The sequence below is a fragment of the Kineosporiaceae bacterium SCSIO 59966 genome (assembly GCA_020881835.1).
Classification (GTDB): domain Bacteria; phylum Actinomycetota; class Actinomycetes; order Actinomycetales; family SCSIO-59966; genus SCSIO-59966.
Window position 1 is genome coordinate 2,651,836 of record CP052876.1, and the last position, 20,032, is coordinate 2,671,867.

A 20,032-nucleotide genomic window follows, 5' to 3' on the forward strand; every position below is an offset into this window, starting at 1 on the left:
CCCATTGGTGTCCGATCCAGTCATGGGGCGGTTGGGTCCGGAGCAAGCGGACCCAACCGCCGCGTGCTCGTGCTCAGTCTTCGGGTGTCTTCTGTGTGAGGTCCCACCGAATGTCGAAGGAGGCGGAGTCGCCCTGGCTTGCGTTCTGGTCGCCCTCGATGAATGGCAGGCCGATCTCGAAACGGACGCAGACACCCTGTCCACCCCTCAAGTCGCCTAGCTCGACGGGGGTCGTTAGGTCATTGAGGGAGGAGACCGGCACCGATTCGGTGAGGTTCTCGCCCCGGCAGGATCCTCCGATAAAGATGTTGTCCCGAGTCGGCTTACTGTAACTCACGTTGACGTAGGCCTGGTCGACAAACTCACCGGGGTCCGTCGTATCACCGCAATTCGAGTCAACCGCCTTCTCAGATCTGCTCGAGCAGCCGTTCTCCTCGTCGACGAGGTTCTGCAGGTTGAAGGTCAGGCTCGCCTTCGGCACGCCTTCCAGGTCTGCACTTGCGATAAAGTAGTCAACCGTCCGGTACTCTCCAGGCGCGATAGCCGGCTGCAACCATCCAACATTGCTGATCGGGTCAGTACCCTTGAGATCGAGGACCAAGTGTCCCGCCTCGGTTCGGTTCTCGTCGATCGTGTCGAAGTCGCTCCACGCAGCGAACGTGCCGCCGCCGAGCATGGCGAGTGCGACGACGCCGACGCCGGCGGCGCCGAGGGCGCTCTTCTTGGTCTTGTTCATCTGTGCCTCCCAGCACGGTGTCGCTCGTCGCGACGTTGGTGGTGGGGGCGGGCTCCTCGCCTCTTCCCCCGGCCTGTCGGAGACAACACTCGTCGTCGGAGGCGACCCGGTCATCGTCAGAATCTGGTATCTGGCAGGGCAGCAAACCTGTTGCGGCACAGGGCAGAGACGATGCTCAGACGGTCCGGCGTCCCGAGCGTCGAGCAGCCCAGCCGACGCGGTGAGCCAACGCCGCTGCCTGCAGCTGGGACCCCACTCCCAGCTTGGTCAGCACCGAGCGGATCTGGGTCCGCACGGTCGCCTCCGACACGACGGCGGTGCGGGCGATCTCCGCGGCGGGCTGCCCGTCGAGGACGGCGGCGAGGATCTGCTCCTCCCGCTGGGTCAGCCGGCGGAACGGCGCGAGGTTCCGCTCCTGCTCCCGAGTGCGGTGCTCATGGGCTCGCAACCAGGCGAGCTTGTCGTTCTCGGCGACCGCCGGTCGCCCGTCCAGCACGGCGCCGACGGCGGCGACCACGGCATCGACGGGGTCGCTCTTCGGGACGACGCCGGCGGCTCCGGCGACGATGCAAGCGCCCCAGCACGCGGCATCGGTCTCCGCAGTGACCACGACGACGGGGCAGACCGTCCTGACTTCGGGCAGCACGTCCAGGCCAGAGAACTGGCCGAGGTCCAGGTCGAGCAGGAGCACGTCCGGCCGCCAGGCCTGCACCTGAGCGGCGACGTCCGCCTCAGGGTGGATGAGCACCGCCTCGTAGCCGGCCTCCTGCAAGGCGAGCCCGAGCGCCTGCGCCATCAAGCGGTGGTCGTCCACGAGGGCGACCCGCGGGACCGGGGACCTGGTCACCACTCAGCCGACCCGTTCGACGTCCAGAGTGCCGGGCAAGCGGCCCGGCCGGGAGGCGGCCGGCAGCTCCAGGACGAACCGGCAACCACACCCTGGAGCCGTGTGGAGACGCAGAACCCCGCCCTGGCTCTCGGCCAGCGCGCGGGCCGAGGGCAGGCCGAGACCCTGGCCGGGGCTGCCGCTGTCCAGAGTCACACCGCTGTCGAAGACGGCGTCCACCTGATCCGCCGGGATGCCGGGGCCGTCGTCACGCACCTCGACCACCACCGTGCCGTCGCGCACCGTCGCGTCGATGACCACCGGCGACCCTGGGGCGTGGCGGTAGGCGTTGTCGAGGAGGTTGCCGACGATCTCTGCCACGGCGTCCGGCTGCGCGACCGCCAGCACACCGGAGGGCGGGTCGGTGACTTCCAGGCCACGGTGTCGCCAGGTCGCCGCCACCGGTGCCAGGACCCGAGCGACGTCGACCACCCGGTTCGGCAGGTGCGTGTCCGGGGTCAGCAGCCGCTCGACCCGGGACAGCTCCGCGCGGACCGCCTCGGCGAGCTGACGGCGAGTGGCCTCGTCGAGCTCTGCCCCGGACGAGGTGAGCACGGAGCTCGCCGCCCGGATCGCCGACACTGCGCTGCGCGCGTCGTGGCGACGTCGACGGTCCTCGGCGAGCTCCTCGACGTACCGGGACAGCGAGGCCATCGCGCTGAGGCTACGGGCCCCTTGCACCGTCAGAGCGCCACGCAGGGCGTCGTACCCGTACCCGGCCACCACCGCGCTCCCGGCCAGGAGCAGGACGTCGCCGGCGGCTCCAGCCGCCGGTCCGCCCGACCAGAGGACCACGGTCACGGCCAGCGTTGCCGGTACGAGCAGAGCCAGGAGCCAGACGCCGGACGACGTTCGGCGCATCGTCATGACGAGCACACCGGTGACGACGGCGAGCACGGCGGCCAGCGGCAGCGCGGGCAGCAACGGTGAGGACGGAAGGTGCCCAAGTGCCGGGAGAACCGTGATGGACACGGCGACGACGGTCACCGCGGCAGCGGCGTTGAGAGTCACCGCCCGGCGCAGGCGGAATGACGTATCGACCTCGGGGCTGAGAACGCTGCGCCGCAGCAGCATCCCTCCCAGCAGGTACAGGCCGGCCAGGGCGAACCCGGTCGCGACGACCCGGGCCGCGTCGTCCGCGGTCAGCGCGAGGACCCAGAGGGCGAGCGTCGGGGCCACGCCGATGACGACCAGGCCCAGCGCCAGGTAGGCCAGCGGCACGCGTCCGGTCAGCCGCCACACGACGAGGAGCAGCAGGCCCGAGCTCAGCGACGCGCCTGACCACAGTGCCGCCGCCAGCACGCGGACGTCGTCCGCGGCGATGTGGGAGGAAAGAACGACGGACAGCCCGTGCAGCATCAGCCCGAGCCCAGCGCCTCCCAGTCCCCACCAGGCGGCCCGCCGTGGGCCCATGCCCGGCAGCTCACCGATCGTCCGCCGATCGGCACCCCGATAACCACCTGCGCTCGGCACGTTGCGATCTCCCGGTCCCCTGAGCGTCCGCTCTCCCCATCTAGCGGACCGGGGCATCACATCACAGTTGCCAGACAACGGAGTAGTGACTTCCGTACTCCTCGTCCGAATGGCGGAGTCAGATACCTGCAAACCGGGAGGGGCGTCACATCACTGCCGGCTCGAACTCCATCCCCTCACGGACAGGCCACCCACTCCTGGGACCCGTCCGCGAGCTGCTGGTGCTTCCACACCGGCAAGCGACGCTTGACCTCCTCGACGACCGTCGAGCACGCGGCGAACGCCTCCTGGCGGTGTGCCGCGGACACGGCGACGACGAGGGCGGCGTCCCCGATCTCCAGCCGGCCGAGGCGGTGGGAGGCGGCGACGGCGTCGACGGGATGGTCCCGGACGACGTCCGCGAGCACCTCCTGCAGGACCTGCCGGGCGGTCGGGTGGCCGACGTACTCGATGCTCTCGACCCGGCGGCCGTGGTCGTGGTCGCGGACCACACCGGCGAACGTCACCACCGCGCCCGCTGCCGCGTCGTCCACCTCGGCCGCGTGCTCCTCGACGTCCAGGGGTGCCTCGGTGACCACCGCGCGCACCACCCGCCGGGCCGGGGCGTCCACCCGGGAGCTGTCCGGGGTGTAGGCCGTGTCGCCGTGCAGGGCCGGGTGGTCGTCGGTCCGCGATGGTCCAGTCACCGGGTCAGCCTACGGCCGGAGAGACACCGACTGGGGCAGTGGACCCATCGGCCCCGGCCGGGCTGGGTGCGGCGGCCCGGTCGACCCCCCGAGCAGGGGGACGCCGTTCGGCCGGGGTGGCGGTGCCCTTCAGCACCCAACCGTCGGGCAGACCCGAGACGGTGGCCGAGTCCTCGGTCACGTCGATGCTGACCTGGCCGTGTCCCACGTCAAGACCGTCCAGCTCGAGGCGTCCCCACGCCGCCGGTAGCCGAGGCCGCAGCGTGAGGGTCCGCGAGGGGACTTCGAGGTCCACCCCGAGGAGCGCCCGCACGAGCATCAGCGGTGCGGCGCTCGCCCAGGCCTGCGGCGAGCAGGACGTCGGGTACGGCACGGGCTGGCCGAACCTGTCCCGGGCGAAACCGCAGAACAGCTCCGGCAGCCGGCCCCCGAACGCCGCTGCCGCCTCGAGCAGCCCGTTGGCCAGCCGGTGGGCCAGCTCCACGGCTCCGGGCAGGTGGGCGTACCGCATGAGGCCGGCCACGGCGATCGCGGTGTCGTGCGGCCACACCGACCCGTTGTGGTAGCTCATCGGGTTGTAGGCGCCCATGTCCGAGGCCAGCGTGCGCAGGCCGTACCCGGAGTCCATGCGCGGATCGGCCAGCCGCTCGACCAGCACGGCCGCGTGCTCGTCACTGACGATCCCGGTCCACAGGCAGTGACCGACGTTGCTGGTGAGGGCGTCGAGCGGTCGCTTGTCACGGTCCAGGGCCACGGCGAACCATCCCCGGTCGGGTAGCCAGAAGGCCTCGGCGAACGCGGTGCGTAACTCAGCGGCACGGGCCCGCAGGCGCGCAGCGGTGGCCTGGTCGCCGAAGGCCTCGGCGAGGTCGGCGCGGGCCAGGTACGCGGCGTAGGCGTACCCCTGCACCTCGCACAGCGCGATCGGTGCGACGCCGAGACGTCCGGCGGCGTCGTTGATCCCGTCGAAACTGTCCTTCCAGCCCTGGTTGGCCAGTCCCCGGTCGGTGGCACGCCGATACTCCACGAACCCGTCGCCGTCCCGGTCGCCGTACTCGTCCATCCACGCCACGGCGGCGTCGGCTGCCGGCAGCAGGTCACGGACCACCTGGTCCGGAACGCCCCACCGCCAGGCCTCGGCCAGGACCACCACGAACAGCGGCGTGGCGTCGACGGTGCCGTAGTAGTGGCTGCCGCCCAGAGCGGTGTCCCGGTCCGGGCCCAGCCGCAGCTCGTGCAGGATGCGCCCGGGTTCCTCCTCGGTGGGCGGGTCGACCCGCCTGCCCTGCCACCGGGCAAGCGTCTGCAGGGTGCCCTGCGCCAGCGATGTCTCCAGCGGCAGCGCCATGTAGCTGGTGAGCAGGCTGTCACGGCCGAACAGCGTCATGAACCACGGCGCTCCGGCCGCGACCACCGGCTGGTCGCCGGGCAGGTCGTGGATCTGGAGGACGCCGAGGTCGTGCTCGGTGCGCCGCAGGGTCTCGGCGAGCACGGGGTGCTCGGCGGTGATCGCCGTGCTGGTCTGGTGCCACCAGCGCAGCTGCCGGGCCGGTCGACTCGTCTCGAGGCCTTCCCCACGGTCCCCCCTGGGCTGCAGTCCGCGGCCGTCGAGCAGCGGCTGTGCGGTGACCTCGGTCGACCAGGTGGCGCGTGGTGGCACGACCACCCGCCAGGTGAAGCCTGCCGGGGTGACGACGGGGCTCTCGGTAGCGGTCAGCCGCAGTCCGCGTTCGCCGTCGGCCGCGGTCAGGACGAGCGAGTCGCCGTCGACCCGGACGTTCCCCTCCCCGGGGCCGGACCGGCCCTCCTTGACCGCGAACAGGTCGGCGAAGTCGGCCCCCACCCACAGCGACAGATTGGCCGTCGTGGCTTCCGCTCCCAGGTTCTCCACGGTCACGACCTCATGGAGGCCATCGGCCACCAGCCGCTCCCGGACCAGCAGCAGGGTGCTGTCCGCCCGACCGGGGACGGGCGGCCGGCGCAGCAGGAACCGGGCGCTGTAGGCGTCCTGGCTCAGCACCGACAGGGGCGACGGCGGTGCACCGTCGAGGCGGAGCTCGAGTCGGGACAGCACTCGTGCGTCGCGGAAGAACAGGCCCTGCGCGCCACCGGGGACGACGTCCCCGGTGGCCTCGGACAGGCAGAACGTGGCACCCGCGACGAGCGTGACGAACCCGCTGTCAGCTGACAGAACAACGGGCTCGGCGGCGTTCAGCGGCGCCGGCACGTCAGCCCACCTCGGCGAGTGCAGTACCCGCGGCCGGGGTGGGCAGGGGACCGGCCACCCTGCCGGTCTGCTCGGCGATGGCCCGCCGGTAGGCGGCGACGTAGCCCTCGGCCATCCGGTCGGCCGAGAACCGCTCGACGACACTGGCCCGGCACGCGTGCGGGTTCAGCTCGGTCACCGCGGCAAGGGCGGCGGGCAGCTGGTCGGGGTGGTCGCAGACCAGGCCCGTGACACCGTCGGTGACCACCTCGGGCACCGCGCCGCCGCGCAGGGCGACCACGGGCGTACCGCAGGCCATGGCCTCGATCATCACCATGCCGAACGGCTCCTCCCACTGGATGGGGAAGAGCAGGCAACGGGCACCGGCGAGCAGCTCCCGCTTGGTCACCGCGTCCGCCACGCCCACGAGCCGGTCGGTGCTGCGCAGCCGGGGGCGTACCTCACGGTCGAAGTACTCCTGCTCGATGGGCTCGCTGCACTTGCCCGCCAGCACCAGCGGCACACCTGCCGCGTGTGCGGCGTCCAGGGCCAGGTGCGGTGCCTTCTGCGGGTGGAACCGGCCGAGGAACAACGCGTAGTCGCCCTTCTCCGCCCGGAAGGGCCAGTCCTGCGGGCGCAGGGCGTTGTGCACGACACCGAGCCAGTTCAGGTCTGGTGCCAGCTCGCGCTGCCGGTGGCTGATGCCGACCAGGCCGACGTCGGCGCCGAGATCCCGGTAGTAGCGGTGCATGTCGACGTCGACGGGGCCGTGCACGGTGACCACCGTCGGGATGCCACGCTGCCGCAGCACGGCAGCGTTGAGTGGACCGGCCAGGGTGTGGTCGTGCACGACGTCGAGCTCACCGGCGTCGGCGAGGCGAAGGAGTGCCTTGCGTGCCGCGGCGGCGTGCACCATCTCCGGCGCGGGCTCGCCCAGGCGCTGGGGCACCGGCTCAGGCCACAACGGCACGAACTCCGCTCGGCTCGTCGAGTGACCGGCGCCGAGCAGGGTGACGTGGTGGCCCTGAGCGACCAGGCTGTCGGCCAGGTCGGCCACGACGGCCTCCACCCCGCCATAGCCACTCGGCGGGACCTCGAAGTAGGGCGGGGCCACCAGTGCGACCCGCAGCGACGGGACACCGCGGTGAGAGGCGGCGCTCCGTTGCCCGGAGAGTTGCATGGGGCGGGCCCACCGGTCGGGAGACTGCTTGTTCAGGTCAACCAGCACAGCGATCCTCCGCGAAGGACATCTGAACCAGAAGACGGACGGCACCGTCCCAGGGGCTCAGGTCGGCGTGCCAGCAACGCCGGCACGCCGCTCAGCTACATCTGCTGGTGTAGCACCCGAGCGGTCGGTGAGCAACTCGACCGCGTCCTGTTCCCGGCCTGCACCACCACCGATAAGTTGGTGATATGGACCCGGCCACCCGCGAGACCTCGCCGGGCGTGGACGAGGCCGTGCACCTGCTCACCCTGGCCCAGCAGTACTCCGACGCCCTGCGCGCTGAGGCGGAGCAGCTGCGCGCCGAGGCCGCCCGCCTGCAGGAGGAGGCCGCCGAGGCGCACCGAGCGGCGACCGCCCGGCTCGCGGAGGCCCAGGAGGAGGCCGCACAGCTCGTCGGGGACGCCGGGGAGCAGGCGACCCTGGTCGTGGACGCCGCCGGGCGCACCGGGGACCAGCTGCTCGCCCAGGCCGAGTCCGAGGCCGCCGAGCTGCGGGCCGCGGCCGAGGCCGTGGCCCGCGAAGCCCGCGAGGAGGCCGAGCGGCTCGTGGCCGGGGCACGAGCACACGCCGAGCGGCTGACCGCCGAGACCGAGGACGTCGTCCGGCGTCGGACGACGCAGCTCGAGCAGACCGAGGAGCGGATCCGGACGGCAGCGGCCGAGGAGGCCGAACGGGTCCTGGCAGCGGCGCGGGCCGAGGCGCAGGAGCTGCTCACCCGCAGCCGCGAGGACGCCGAGCAGAGCCACCGGTCCGCGCTCGAGGAGCTCGAGCAGGCGCGAGCCACTGCCGCCGCCGAGGTGCAGGCCGCTCAGGAGCACGCCCGCCAGCTCCGGGATGCCGCACGGGCCGCCGCGGACGCCGAGCTCGCCGAGGCCGAGGAGCAGACTGCCTGGACGCGGCGCACCGTCGACGAGCTGCTCGCCACGGCCAAGGAGGAGGCTCAGCGCAGCCGGGACCGTGGTCACGCGGAGGCGGCGGAGATCGTCCGGTCGGTGCGGGGCCGGCTGCACCGGGTGCTGGGCGCCAGCGCCCAACGGCTGCGGGACCGGATCGAGACGGCGAACGCCGAGGTCGCGGCAGTCCGCGCCGAGGCCGAGGAGGTGCTCCGCCGCGCTCGACAGGACGCCGAGGCCGAGCAGGCTCGGGCACGCGAGGCCGCCGAGCACCTCCTGGCGGACGCCGAGGTGCAGGCCGAGGCGAAGATCCAGCGGGCCGAGCGCCGCCTCGGGGAGGCGGAGAGCGGTGCGCGCATGCTGCGCGAGCGCGTCGCGGAGCAGGTCGCGACCGCCCAGCGCGAGGCGCAGGACCTGCGGCGCCAGGCCCGGGCGGAGGCCACCCAGATCGTCGCCGACGCGCGGGCGGAGGCCGACGAGCTGCGGGCCCAGGCCCGGGAGGTGCTCGACCGCACCCGGGCCGAGGTGGCCGCCCTGAGCCGCCGCCGTGACCAGATCGCCGCGGAGCTGGGACAGCTCTCCGGCGTGATCGACGCCCTCGCCGTCCCCGAGCCGGCGACGTCCGACCCCCACTCCCCCACCGACCCCGACCACGACGAGAGATGACGAAGGTCCCATGAACGAGACCACCTTCCGCACCGTGCTGCGTGGCTACGAGCCGGCGCAGGTCGACAAGCGCATCCACGAGCTCACCGAGGCGCTGCACGCCGCGCGTCAGCAGGCCGAGGAGCTCTCACGCCGCGTCGAGGCCCTCGAGGCGGCCGAGGCCGAGCGGCTCGCCCAGCCGGCACCCGAGCCGGAGACCCCGCCCGCGACGTCCGCGACCTACGCCGACCTCGGCGCCCGGGTCGGCCAGATCCTCGAGCTCGCCGAGGAGGAGGCCGCGGACCTGGCCCGCCGCGCCCGCGAGGACGCCGAGGCGTACCGCCGGGACGTCGAGGAGTCCAGCGCCGTCGTCCGCGCGGAGGCCGACCGGTACGCCGAGCAGACCCGCAGCGACGCGGACGCCGAGGCCGCCCGGGTGCTGCTGGACGCCCGGCGCCGGGCCGACGAGATCCTCGACGAGGCCGACCGGGAGGCGACCGCCCGGCGCGAAGAGGCAGAGGCCGTGTACGAGCGTCAGCGCGCCAAGGCCGCGCAGGCAGCGGCCGACTTCGAGACCACGCTGGCGCAGCGCCGCGAGCGCGCCGAGCAGGACTTCGTCCAGCGGACCGCCGCCGCCGAGCAGCAGCTGGCCGCGGCGCAGGAGCGCGCCCAGTCGGTCAGCGCCGAGGCCGAGCGCCTGCACGCGGACGCCTCGCTGAAGGCCCGCCGGATCGTGGAGGAGGCCGAGCAGCAGGCCCAGGAGCTCGTCCGGGAGGCCAGGGCCCATGCCGAGCGGATCCGGGCCGAGTCCGACCGGGAGCTGGCCGCGGCCACCCAGCGTCGCGACAGCATCAACGCCCAGCTGGCCAACGTGCGTCAGATGCTCGCGACCCTCGGCGGCGGAGCCGTCGCGATGAACCTGGCCGACGACGAGCCGGTTGCGTCGCAGCAGGCGGCGCAGGAGGCGGTGGCCCAGCAGGCTTCCGACGACGAGGTCGGCGGGGGCGAGGCCCCCGACGCCCTGCCGGAAGACGCCGAGCCGGAGGACGCCCTGCCCGAGGACGCCGAGCCCGAGGACGCCGAGCCGCTCGACGAGGACCACGAGCAGGTCGACTCCCCGACGCGCTGAGGTCGCCAGCCCCGCCGGGTGCGTGATCACCCGCGGGCGCCGCGGGGTGGCGGGATTGCATGATCACGAACAGAGATTCTCGACTGGTTGCTCAGCGGAGCCCGTCGGGACTGTCGACGTCCTCGCCGTGGCCGACGTCCCCGCACTCGACCGTCGTCACCCCGTGGGCGCGCAGGTAGTCACGGGCGCCCCGGTCCCCCCGGGCGGCCTCGGCCGCCCCGGCCCAGTGGGCGCACCCGAGCACGACCGGGTGGCCGGGCCGCCCGGCGTACGCCGCTTGTACCAGGGCCTCGGCGGGCGGGCCGGTCCCTACCGTGGCCCGCAGGCGGGCGACGACCGCGGGCGTCAGGCCGGGGGTGTCCACGAGCGCGACGAGGACGGCGTCCGGCACCGGGTCCAGAACCCGGACGGCGCCAAGGCCGGCGCGCAGGGACGCCCCCATCCCCTCGGCCCAGTCCGGCGCGACGACGACGTCCACGCCGTCCGGGACCAGAACCCTGGCCTGCTCGGCCGCGGCGCCGAGGACGACGAGGACGGGGTCGCAGCCGCCGGCGGCGAGCGCGGCGCACCGGTCGGCCAGCCAGCCCGGCACGAGCGCCTTGGGCATCCCGTACCGGCGTCCCGCGCCGGCGGCCAGCACGAGCCCGGCGACGCGACCGGCCCGCTCGCTCACCCCTGCAGCAGCTCCTCGGCCAGCGGCCACCAGCGGCGGTGCCCGACGACGTCCCGGGCGTCCCCGACGTCCAGGAGCCGGGCCTCGGCGCCCGGGGCAGGGCGCACGGCGGCGCCGGCGTCCAGGTCCAGGCAGTACAGCGCCTGGTAGGACCACGGCGCGGGGAACGGCCAGCCGGCCGGGGCCGGGCCCAGCAGGCGCAGCCGCTGGTAGCCGACGGGCCTCAGCTCACCCGGGTCGACGTCCAGGCCGCTCTGGCGGGCCATCGCCCGGGCGACGGACGCCGTGGCGTGCTCCCCCGGCCGGCGCACCGTCCCGGGCAGGCCCCAGTCGCGGCCGCTGGCGCGGGTGACGAGAAGCCGCCGAGCGGCGTCCCGGACGACGACCCAGCCGCCGATCGTCACGTCGTCCGGTAGGTCCCGGGGCGAGGCCAGGACGTCGACGCGGTGCGGACCGGCCTGGGGTCCCCACCGGTCGTCCTCGCCGGAGGACAGCACCCGCTCGCTGCGCAGCGAGGGCACCCGCAGGCCGGAGTCGACGAGCCGGCGCAGCAGCTCGCGTCCCCCGACCGGCTCGGCGCCGGCCGCGACGAGGTCGTCGTAGCGCTCCTGCGGGACGTCGTAGTGGTCACCGCCGAACGCCCGCTCGGGCAGCCCGGCGCGCCGGGCGAACACGTGCAGCTCCGTCAGGGAGGTGTCGCTGACGAGGTGGGACCACAACCGGCCGTGGGCGGGCCAGGCGGGCGGGTCGATGAGCACGGCCACGACCGGTCAGCCTAGGCGGACGACGAAGGGCGGCACCCCTGCGGGTGCCGCCCTCCGTCAGGCGTGGCTGGCGTGGGTCAGAAGTCCATGCCGCCCATGTCACCACCGGCCGGGGCGCCCGCGGGGGCCTTCTCCGGCTTGTCGGCGATGACGGCCTCGGTGGTGAGGAAGAGCGCCGCGATGGAGGCGGCGTTCTGCAGCGCCGACCGAGTCACCTTGGCGGGGTCGATGATCCCGCTGGCGACCATGTCGACGTACTCGCCGGTGGCGGCGTCCAGGCCGTGACCCGTCTCCAGGTTGCGGACCTTCTCCGCCACGACGCCGCCCTCGAGGCCGGCGTTGATGGCGATCTGCTTGAGCGGGGCCTCGATCGCGACCTTGACGATGTTCGCCCCGGTCGCCTCGTCGCCCTCGAGCTCGAGCTTGTCGAACGCGGTGGCACCGGCCTGGATGAGGGCGACGCCACCACCGGCGACGATGCCCTCCTCGACGGCCGCCTTCGCGTTGCGGACGGCGTCCTCGATCCGGTGCTTGCGCTCCTTGAGCTCGACCTCCGTGGCCGCGCCGGCCTTGATGACGGCGACGCCGCCGGCCAGCTTGGCGAGTCGCTCCTGCAGCTTCTCGCGGTCGTAGTCGGAGTCGCTCTTCTCGATCTCGGCGCGGATCTGGTTGACCCGGCCGGCGATCTGGTCGGCGTCCCCGGCGCCCTCGACGATCGTCGTCTCGTCCTTGGTGACGACGACCTTGCGGGCCCGGCCGAGCATGTCGAGGCCGGTGTTCTCCAGCTTGAGGCCGACCTCCTCGGAGATGACCTGCCCGCCGGTGAGGATCGCGATGTCCTGAAGCATCGCCTTGCGGCGGTCACCGAAGCCGGGGGCCTTGACGGCGACCGACTTGAAGATGCCACGGATCTTGTTGACGACGAGGGTGGCCAGGGCCTCGCCCTCGACGTCCTCGGCGATGATCGCCAGCGGCTTGCCGGACTGGGTGACCTTCTCCAGCAGCGGCAGCAGGTCCTTGATCGCGGAGATCTTGGAGTTGATGACGAGGATGTACGGGTCCTCGAGGACGGTCTCCATCCGCTCGGCGTCGGTGACGAAGTAGGGCGAGATGTAGCCCTTGTCGAAGCGCATGCCCTCGGTGAGCTCGAGCTCGAGGCCGAAGGTCTGGCTCTCCTCGACGGTGATGACGCCTTCCTTGCCGACCTTGTCCATCGCCTCGGCGATGAGCTCGCCGATCTGCGGGTCAGCGGCGGAGATGGACGCGGTCGCGGCGATCTGCTCCTTGGTCTCGACCTCCTTGGCCGAGTTCAGCAGCTGCTCGGCGACGGCCTCGACCGCCTTCTCGATGCCCTTCTTCAGCGCCATCGGGTTCGCGCCGGCGGCCACGTTGCGCAGGCCCTCGCGGACCATCGCCTGGGCGAGCACGGTCGCGGTGGTGGTGCCGTCGCCGGCGACGTCGTCGGTCTTCTTCGCGACCTCCTTGACGAGCTCGGCGCCGATCTTCTCGTAGGGGTCCTCGAGCTCGATCTCCTTGGCGATGCTCACACCATCGTTGGTGATGGTCGGAGCACCCCACTTCTTCTCGAGGACGACGTTGCGGCCCTTCGGACCGAGGGTGACCTTGACGGCGTCGGCCAGCGTGTTCATGCCACGCTCGAGTCCGCGCCGGGCCTCCTCGTTGAAGGAGATCATCTTGGCCATTCGGGGATTCCTCCCGGTGACGGGTGGTGGGGGGTGGCCGGGCGGTGCCCGCGACGGACGCCGCCGCCCACGCAGTCACGTCCCGCGTGCGCGCCGACTCACCGGTCCGGCCGGAAGCGTGTGCTCCCTGGGTTGTCCTGTCACTCTCGTGCCGAGAGTGCCAGTCACATGATTAGCACTCCCACCCCCCGAGTGCAAATGCCTCCGGTGCCCGGGGCCCGATCTCGGCCCCCGGGGACCCGATCTCTGGAGGCTTTCCGGGGTCATGGACGCGGGCGAGACCCCGGAAGGCCTCCAGAGATCGGGCGCGGCGGGTGGCAGGGTGGGTGGGTGCGCAGGGTGCTCAACCTCCTCAACGGGTCGACGGCGCTCGGACTGGCGCTCGCCCGGGCGGGTGGAGCGGACGTCGTCCCCGGCCCGCACGGGCTGCGGCTGGCGCCCGGGTACCGCGCCTGGTTCCCGGCGCCGCGGGCCGCGGCGGTCACCGTCGGTGACGTCGTCCTGCTGCGCATGACGCTCGAGGAGTCCCTGCTCCGGCCCCGGCTGCTCGCCCACGAGGCCCGGCACGCAGCCCAGTGGGCGAGGTTCCTCGGGCCGATCGGCTTCCTGCCCGCCTACGGCCTCGCCGCGGCCTGGTCGTGGCTGCGCTGCCGGGACACCGCCCTGGCCAACTGGTTCGAGGTGCGCGCGGGCCTGGCGGACGGCGGCTACCTCAGGGCTGGTAGTCCTCCCCCAGGACGACGGTCAGCCCGCCGCCGCCGAACGCGTCGCTGAGCTCGGTGGCGGCACCGCCGAGCGCGTCCGCCAGCGCCTCCGCCGTCGCGGCCAGCGTCTCGTCGGCGTAGTACACCGTGGTCGGCGGGGTCGGGCCGGCCCGGTAGTTGTCCACCTCGGTCACGGTCCAGCCGTCGGCGCCCAGCACCTCGGCGGCGCCCCCGGCCAGGCCGGCGGTCGTCGTCCCGTTGAGCACCCGGACGCCGACGGACCGGTCGACCGGAGCAGGTTCCTCAGTGGGGGGCTCGGGCTCGGGCTCGGGCTCGGGCTGGGCGTCGGTCGGCGTGCCGGTCTGCGCGTCGGTGGGGGCGTCGGTCGCGGTAGGAGCAGGGGTGCCCGGCGTCGTGGTTCCGCCCTCGGACGTCGGGGACCCGGCCGTCTCGGTGCTCGTGCCGGTGGGCTCGGAGACCCGGGTGGCGACGTCCGGACCGTTCCCGCCGAGCAGCGTCATCGCACCGACGACGAGGGCCACGACGGCGACGACGACGAGCAGGACGGGCACCATCGCAAGCACGGGGTTCGGTCGCGCCCGGTGCGCGCCCCGCCGTCCGTCGCCCGGCTCGACGTCGTCGAACTCGTCGCGGGGGTACCGGCTCTGCTCGCTCATCGGCGGCGAGCCTAGGCGCTCAGACCTGCAGGCCGAGGCGACGGGCCGAGCGGGCGCGCTGGCGGGACGCGCGCATCCGGCGCAGCCGCTTGACGAGCATCGGGTCGAACGCCAAGGCCTCGGGGGAGTCGATGAGCGCGTTGAGCACCTGGTAGTAGCGGGTTGCCGACATGTCGAACAGCTCGCGGACGGCCTGCTCCTTGGCCCCGGCGTACTTCCACCACTGCCGCTCGAAGGCGAGGATCTCCCGGTCGCGCGCGGACAGGCCCGACGGCTCGTCGTCCCGTGACTCTGCGGCGTCCACGCTGCGCCCTCCTTGCTCGCTGGTGCTGTGCGGTCCGTGCGTCACCGTCACTGTAGGCCGCGTCCCCGCCACTGTAGGCCGCGAACCACAGCCGTGTCATTTGTCGCGGCGTGTCGCCGTGGCTGCTGGGGGCAGGCGTGCGGCCGGCTGGCGGCAGGCCGGTTCGTGCGCTTGCACCGGCGCCTCGCCCTGCCGTAGGCACTGGTCCGTGACCCAGCCCGCTCCCGCCGTCCGGACGGAGGTCGTGCACCCCTCGTGGCTGCCTGTCCTCGACCGCGTCGCCCCGGCGCTCCGCGACGTCGGAGCGCACCTGGCGGCCGAGGCGGCCGCCGGCCACGCGGTGCTGCCGGCCCCCGACCGAGTGCTCCGCGCGCTCGCGACCCCGCTGGACGACGTCCGGGTGGTCATCGTCGGGCAGGACCCCTACCCGACCCCGGGGCACCCGGTCGGCCTGGCGTTCGCCGTCGACCGGGCGGTCACCGTGCTGCCCGGGAGCCTGCGCAACATCTACCGGGAGCTGCACGCCGACACCGGGATGCCGGTGCCCGGGCACGGGGACCTGTCCGCGTGGACCGGGCGCGGGGTGCTGCTGCTCAACCGGGTTCTCACGGTCCGGGCCGGAGCGCCGGGCTCGCACCGGCAGCGTGGCTGGGAACAGGTGACGGACGCCGTGCTGCGGGCGCTGGTGCACCGTGGCGGACCGCTCGTCGCCGTGCTGTGGGGCCGGCAGGCGCAGACCCTGCGCCCGGCGCTCGGCGACGTCCCCGTCGTGACCGGCGCCCACCCGAGTCCGCTGTCGGCGTCCCGCGGCTTCCTCGGCTCACGGCCGTTCAGCTGCGTCGACGAGCTGCTGACCGCCCAGGGCGCCGACCCCGTCGACTGGTCCCTCCCTCGGTGATCATGCAATCCCGCCACCCCGCTCCCTCTCTCGGTGATCATGCAATCCCGCCACCCCGCACGCACCCCGTTCGCCCGCAGAATGCGGGGTTGGTGGCGGGACACGCCGCAAAATCTGTGCCAGAGCCAGCATTCTGCGGACGGTCCATGAGCAGTCCCCGCCGCCCGATTGCGGATCATGCAGTCTCGCCATGTCCCACTCTCCGAGGGTGGCGGGATTGCATGATCACCGACAGGGGCGCAGTGGTGGGCGGGATTGCATGATCACCAACAGGGGGCGCAGTGGTGGGCGGGATTGCATGATCACGAAGAGGGTCAGGGGTGGGTGGGAGTGGGGTAAGGGCTGAGGTGGACGCCGTCACCGGCCTCGTCGTCCCAGGTGTAGACCTGCCGGCCGTCGACGAACACCCGCAGCGCGCGGGAGAACACGTCGAGCGGGTCGCCGGACCAGACCACGACGTCGCCGTCCTTGCCGGGGACCAGCGACCCGACGCGGTCGTCCAGCCCCATGATCGTCGCCGGGTTGATGGTGAGGGCACGCAGCGCCTCGTCGCGGTCCAGGCCCTCCTTGACGGCCAGCGACGCCTGGTGGACGAGGAAGTTGATCGGGACGACGGGGTGGTCGGTGGTGATCGCGATCCGGACGCCGGCGCGGGCCAGCAGACCGGGGTTGCGCAGGTGCCGCTGACGCAGCTCCACCTTGCTCCGGGTGGTGAACAGCGGCCCGATGATCACCGGGATGCCTCGCTCGGCGATCACGTCGGCGAGCAGGTGCGCCTCGGTGCCGTGGTTGAGGACGAGCCGGTAGCCGAACTCCTCGGCCAGGCGCATCGCGGTCGCGATGTCATCGGCCCGGTGACTGTGCTGAGACCACGGCAACTCGCCGTCGAGCACCCTGACGAGCACCTCGGACGTCGGGTCACGGTCGAACGGCTCGCCGTTGTCCGCCGCCCGGTCCCGGCGGGTGCGGTAGTCCTGCGCCCGGGTCATCGCGTCGCGGATCACCGCGGCGACGCCCTGGCGCGTCGAGGGGAGCTTCTTCTGGTCCCCGTACACCCGCTTGGGGTTCTCACCGAGCGCGCTCTTCACCGACACCGGCTGACGCAGCAGCATCTCGTCGACCATCCGGCCCCAGCACTTCAGCGCCACCGTCTGACCGCCGATCGGGTTGCCGGACCCGGGCTTGACCACGGCGGTCGTCACGCCGCCGGCGATCGCGTCTCGGAAGCCCTCGTCCGCGGGATTGATGGCGTCCAGGGCGCGCATCCGGGCGCCGTTGGGGTCGGTCATCTCGTTGGTGTCCTGGCCGGCCCAGCCCTCGGCCTCCTCGTGGACGCCGAGGTGGGCGTGGGCCTCGACGAAGCCGGGCAGCACCCACGAGCCGGTCGCGTCGACGACCTCCGCGTCGTCCGGGACGTCGACGTCGGCGCCGACGGCGGCGATCCGGCCGTCGACGATCAGGACGGTCCCGCCCTCGACGGGCTCCCCCTCGACGGGGACCACCCGGCCCCCGGTGATGGCAACGGTCGTCGGCATGCGCTCCTCCTCCTGCATCGTGCGTCTGGTCTGGCAGTCGGTCCGGACGACGTCCCACCGTGCGGGTCCACCCGCACCGTGCGATTCGTCGGACGACCGACAGCCTCCCCTACCCTGGCGGACGTGCCGAAGCCGCCCCAGTACACGCGTCTGGCCGACCGGGCCCGCCGCGCGATCGCCGGCACGAGCCCGCCGACGATGCAGATCGGCCTGCGCACCTCGCGCAGCCAGATGGACGACCTCACCGCGCACTCGGCGCTCGAGCTCGCCCTGCGCATCGGTGAGGCCATGCTCGCCGTCGGCGTCCCGGCCGCCGACGTCACCGCGACCGTGCTGCGCGTGGCCGCCGCCTACGGCCTGTCCTCCTGCCAGGTCGACGTCACCTACACCTCCCTGACGGTCAGCTGGGACCGGGACGACGAGGTGCCGCTGACCGGGATGCGGATCGTCCGGGTCCGGGCCACCGACTACACCCGGCTGCACGCGGTGACGAACCTCGCGCGGGACGTCGTCACCGGTGACGGTCTGCCGCTGGAGGAGGCCCACCAGCGCCTCGACCGGGTGCTCGCCACCCCGCACCCCTACCGGCGCTGGATCGTCACCACGACTCTCGGGCTGGCCGCCGCGTCGGTCGGCCTGCTCCTCGGCGGGGGATGGGCTGTCGCCGTCCTGGCCGGACTCACGACGGCCGCGATCGACGTGCTCATGCGTGCGCTGTCTCGCTGGGGTCTGCCGCAGTTCTTCCAGCACGCGGCCGGCGCCGCCCTCGCGACGTCCGTGGCCGTCGTCCTCGTCGTCCTGGAGACGGGCGTGCGGACCTCGCTCGTCGTCGGCGCCGGGATCGTCGTCCTGCTCATGGGCATGTCCCTGGTCGGCGCCGCGGAGGACGCCATCAGCGGCTTCCACGTCACCGCCGCGGCCCGGATGTTCGAGGTGCTCACCCTGACGGCGGGCATCGTCGTCGGCATCGCCTCGGTCCTGGACGTCGCGAACGCCGTGGGCGTGCCGCTGGCCGTCCTCGACCCGGTCGCCTACGCCGTCCCCGCGTGGCTGCAGCTCGCCGCCGCGGCCGGGATCGCGATGTTCTTCGCGGTCGCCTCGTACGCCCGACCCCGGTCGGCCGCCCTGGCCGCGGTCGCCGGCGCCCTGTCGTGGATCGTCTACTCGCTGACCCGCGACCTCGGCGCCGGGCCGGCGGTCGCCTCGGCACTCGCCGCCGTCGTCGTCGGGTTCATCGGGGAGGCCACGACGGAACGGCTGCGGATCCCGCCGCTGGTCATCGCCGCGTCGGCGGTCGCACCGCTGCTACCAGGGCTGACCATCTACCGCGGCCTGTTCGCCATCGTCGTCGACCAGGACATCACCGCCGGGCTCGGCCTGCTCACCACGGCCGCCTCGATCGGACTCGGGCTGGCCGGCGGCATCACCCTCGGGGAGTTCCTCGCCACGCCGGTGCGCACCGAGCTCGACCGGTGGGACCGCAAGGTCCGCCGCCGGGCGAGCGGTGCCCGGACCTGAGTCATCCTGGACGTCGTGAACGACACCCCCATGTCACCTGAACCCGTCACCCCAGCACCGGACGTCGTCCCGCGCTGGCACCGGTACGTCGCCCTCGGGGACTCCTTCACCGAGGGGATGGCAGACCCCGACCCCAGGACGCCGGGTGAGTACCGGGGGTGGGCCGACCGGCTCGCCGAGGCGCTGCACGTCCGGCGCGTCGCGGACGGCGCGCAGGGGCTCGAGTACGCCAACCTCGCCGTCCGGGGTCGGCTGCTCGACCAGATCCTGGCCGAGCAGCTCCCGGTCGCCCTGGACTCCGGTGCCGACCTCGTCAGCATCGTCGGCGGCGGCAACGACGTCCTGCGTCCCGGTACCGACCCCGACGACCTCGCCGTCCGGCTCGAGGACGCCGTCCGCCTCCTACGAGGGACCGGCGCCGACGTGCTGATGGCCACCGGTGTCGACCCGCGCAACGCCCCGCTGATCCAACGGACCCGTGGCAAGGTGGCGACGTACAACTCCCACATCTGGTCGATCGCGTCCCGGCACGGCGCCCGCGTCATCGACCTGTGGGGGCTGCGGGCGCTGCGCGACTGGCGGCTGTGGGCCGACGACCGGATCCACCTGTCCGCCGAGGGGCACCGGCGGGTCGCTGCGCTCGCCCTGCACACCCTCGGCCTGACCACGGGGGGCGAGCACGCCGTGCCGCTCGAGCCCGAGCCGCCGCGGCCACGTCTGGACGTGCTGCGGGACGACGCCGCCTGGGTCCGCGGGCACGTCGCGCCGTGGTTGGGGCGCCGGCTGCGCGGCCGCTCCTCCGGGGACGGGCGGACGGCGAAACGGCCTCACCCCGCGCCGGTCGAGCCCGTCCCGCTGAACCCCGCACCCCTCGACGTCCGAGACTGACCGACCCCCCACCCCCCTCCCCGTGATCATGCAATCCCGCCACCCCGCACGCCCTCGTCGTGATCAGGAACAGGAAGTTGTCGGCCTGATCAACGGCAAGGGTGGGAGCACAGAGTGCTGGGTTCGGCGCAATTTTGCCAGCGTGTCGCGCCACGAACCCAGCATTGTGCGGGCGGGCAATGCGTCGTGCGGGGTGGCGGGATTGCATGATCACGAAGAGGTTCGCAGGCGGCTGGGGTGGCGGGATTGCATGATCACGAAGAGGTTAGGGGGTCCGGTCGTCGTCGGGCCCGGCGTCGGGCCGGGTGAGCTCTCCGAGCCGGCGCACGGCCTCCTGCGCGGTGGCCAGCTCGGCCTCGGCGAGCCGGATCATGTCGCGCAGGCCGTTGACCCCGAACCGGTCCCGCACAGCGATGACGGCCTCGACCACGGCCGGGTCCGCCTGCTCCTCAGCGCTCTGCATGAGGCCCACTGTGCCAGGCCGGACAG

The 20,032-nt window shown here is 73.2% G+C and carries 19 protein-coding genes; 6 read left to right on the forward strand and 13 right to left on the reverse strand.

Annotated features, from left to right (window positions below):
* Window positions 1-73: 73 nt before the first annotated feature.
* The 6 genes from HJG43_12395 to HJG43_12420 all read right to left on the reverse strand — a co-directional run bounded on the left by HJG43_12395 (window position 74) and on the right by HJG43_12420 (window position 7,167).
* Window positions 74-736 (reverse strand): hypothetical protein, encoded by a 663-nt coding sequence (locus HJG43_12395; GenBank protein UER55208.1) that lies wholly within the window; start codon window positions 734-736, stop codon window positions 74-76.
* A 175-nt stretch (window positions 737-911) separates the two neighbouring features.
* Complete coding sequence (locus tag HJG43_12400) at window positions 912-1,583, reverse strand: response regulator transcription factor (protein UER55209.1); 672 nt, start codon at window positions 1,581-1,583, stop codon at window positions 912-914.
* A 3-nt stretch (window positions 1,584-1,586) separates the two neighbouring features.
* Window positions 1,587-3,035, reverse strand: coding sequence for a HAMP domain-containing histidine kinase (locus HJG43_12405; protein ID UER55210.1), 1,449 nt, complete (start codon window positions 3,033-3,035; stop codon window positions 1,587-1,589).
* 236 nt (window positions 3,036-3,271) lie between these two features.
* Window positions 3,272-3,685 carry a molybdenum cofactor biosynthesis protein MoaE gene (locus HJG43_12410; protein ID UER55948.1) on the reverse strand — a complete coding sequence of 138 codons (414 nt, stop codon included), beginning with the start codon at window positions 3,683-3,685 and terminating at the stop codon, window positions 3,272-3,274.
* 100 nt (window positions 3,686-3,785) lie between these two features.
* Window positions 3,786-6,008 (reverse strand): amylo-alpha-1,6-glucosidase, encoded by a 2,223-nt coding sequence (locus HJG43_12415; GenBank protein ID UER55211.1) that lies wholly within the window; start codon window positions 6,006-6,008, stop codon window positions 3,786-3,788.
* Between the two features lies 1 nt (window position 6,009).
* A complete protein-coding gene (locus tag HJG43_12420; protein UER55212.1) occupies window positions 6,010-7,167 on the reverse strand; it encodes a glycosyltransferase family 4 protein in 1,158 nt (385 codons plus the stop codon).
* A gap of 233 nt (window positions 7,168-7,400) precedes the next feature.
* Between HJG43_12420 and HJG43_12425 the strand changes: the two genes are divergently transcribed.
* The gene (locus HJG43_12425) at window positions 7,401-8,771 is read left to right on the forward strand and encodes a hypothetical protein (protein UER55213.1); all 1,371 of its coding nucleotides are present in this window, start codon (window positions 7,401-7,403) and stop codon (window positions 8,769-8,771) included.
* A gap of 10 nt (window positions 8,772-8,781) precedes the next feature.
* On the forward strand, window positions 8,782-9,879 hold the full coding sequence (locus HJG43_12430; GenBank protein UER55214.1) for a hypothetical protein: 1,098 nt from the start codon (window positions 8,782-8,784) through the stop codon (window positions 9,877-9,879).
* Between the two features lie 91 nt (window positions 9,880-9,970).
* On the opposite strand, the gene HJG43_12435 is transcribed toward HJG43_12430, so the two are convergent.
* The 3 genes from HJG43_12435 to groL form a co-directional block, all read right to left on the reverse strand.
* Window positions 9,971-10,486 (reverse strand): NTP transferase domain-containing protein, encoded by a 516-nt coding sequence (locus HJG43_12435; GenBank protein UER55949.1) that lies wholly within the window; start codon window positions 10,484-10,486, stop codon window positions 9,971-9,973.
* Window positions 10,487-10,548: 62 nt separating this feature from the next.
* On the reverse strand, window positions 10,549-11,316 hold the full coding sequence (locus HJG43_12440) for a DUF4031 domain-containing protein (GenBank protein ID UER55215.1): 768 nt from the start codon (window positions 11,314-11,316) through the stop codon (window positions 10,549-10,551).
* Between the two features lie 77 nt (window positions 11,317-11,393).
* Window positions 11,394-13,019, reverse strand: coding sequence for a chaperonin GroEL (gene groL / locus HJG43_12445; GenBank protein ID UER55216.1), 1,626 nt, complete (start codon window positions 13,017-13,019; stop codon window positions 11,394-11,396).
* 300 nt (window positions 13,020-13,319) lie between these two features.
* Here groL and HJG43_12450 point away from each other — a divergent pair, with 300 nt between their 5' ends.
* A complete protein-coding gene (locus HJG43_12450) occupies window positions 13,320-13,793 on the forward strand; it encodes a hypothetical protein (protein ID UER55950.1) in 474 nt (157 codons plus the stop codon).
* Here the strand turns inward: HJG43_12450 and HJG43_12455 are convergent.
* On the reverse strand, window positions 13,732-14,400 hold the full coding sequence (locus tag HJG43_12455; GenBank protein ID UER55217.1) for a LytR C-terminal domain-containing protein: 669 nt from the start codon (window positions 14,398-14,400) through the stop codon (window positions 13,732-13,734). The two genes, HJG43_12450 and HJG43_12455, sit on opposite strands and share 62 nt — an antisense overlap.
* 19 nt (window positions 14,401-14,419) lie before the next feature.
* On the reverse strand, window positions 14,420-14,755 hold the full coding sequence (locus HJG43_12460) for a DUF3263 domain-containing protein (protein UER55218.1): 336 nt from the start codon (window positions 14,753-14,755) through the stop codon (window positions 14,420-14,422).
* A gap of 157 nt (window positions 14,756-14,912) precedes the next feature.
* On the opposite strand from HJG43_12460, the gene HJG43_12465 reads away from it, so the two are divergent.
* Complete coding sequence (locus tag HJG43_12465) at window positions 14,913-15,602, forward strand: uracil-DNA glycosylase (GenBank protein UER55219.1); 690 nt, start codon at window positions 14,913-14,915, stop codon at window positions 15,600-15,602.
* Window positions 15,603-15,916: 314 nt separating this feature from the next.
* Here the strand turns inward: HJG43_12465 and HJG43_12470 are convergent, their stop codons facing one another.
* Window positions 15,917-17,137, reverse strand: a complete 1,221-nt coding sequence (locus tag HJG43_12470) for an amidohydrolase (GenBank protein UER55220.1) — start codon at window positions 17,135-17,137, stop codon at window positions 15,917-15,919.
* A 198-nt stretch (window positions 17,138-17,335) separates the two neighbouring features.
* Here HJG43_12470 and HJG43_12475 point away from each other — a divergent pair, with 198 nt between their 5' ends.
* Entirely contained in the window at window positions 17,336-18,655 is a 1,320-nt protein-coding gene (locus tag HJG43_12475) for a threonine/serine exporter family protein (GenBank protein UER55951.1), read from the forward strand.
* Between the two features lie 30 nt (window positions 18,656-18,685).
* Window positions 18,686-19,543: an SGNH/GDSL hydrolase family protein gene (locus HJG43_12480; GenBank protein ID UER55952.1), complete on the forward strand. Its 858-nt coding sequence runs from the start codon at window positions 18,686-18,688 to the stop codon at window positions 19,541-19,543.
* 265 nt (window positions 19,544-19,808) lie between these two features.
* Here the strand turns inward: HJG43_12480 and HJG43_12485 are convergent, their stop codons facing one another.
* On the reverse strand, window positions 19,809-20,006 hold the full coding sequence (locus HJG43_12485) for a hypothetical protein (GenBank protein UER55221.1): 198 nt from the start codon (window positions 20,004-20,006) through the stop codon (window positions 19,809-19,811).
* Between the last annotated feature and the right edge of the window lie 26 nt (window positions 20,007-20,032).